This is a genomic window from Vibrio sp. OPT46, assembly GCF_015163535.1.
GTDB lineage: Bacteria > Pseudomonadota > Gammaproteobacteria > Enterobacterales > Vibrionaceae > Vibrio > Vibrio alginolyticus.
The window spans coordinates 1-268 of the sequence record NZ_JADDYG010000577.1; the positions used below are offsets into that span (position 1 = coordinate 1).

At 39.2% G+C, this 268-nt stretch carries 1 protein-coding gene; it reads left to right on the top strand.

Going from position 1 to position 268, the window contains the following annotated elements; translation table 11 throughout:
* Positions 1-32: 32 nt before the first annotated feature.
* Positions 33-268 (top strand): hypothetical protein (locus IQR33_RS23100; RefSeq protein ID WP_193844083.1); only part of this gene is annotated, 236 nt, incomplete at its 3' end.

Here is a 268-nt window from a genome sequence, read left to right on the forward strand (position 1 = left end):
TGATACGAGCCCAAAAAGAGCATGCTAATAAGATGTTAATGCTTGACAATCAGTATCAGCAGCTTTTGATAGAAAATAACAAATTACTAAACGGTGGGCCTGAACCGAAAAAAGAGAAGGCATCGGATGAAGAGCGTTTAGCAAAATTCCAGGAGGAGACTAGGACAAAGCGTAGAGCTCAACGAGAAGCTGAAGTTAATGCTCTGCTAAACGAAATGGAAAAACAAATCTTCGTTACAGATATTTATGAGATAGCTGGTCAGTTGAA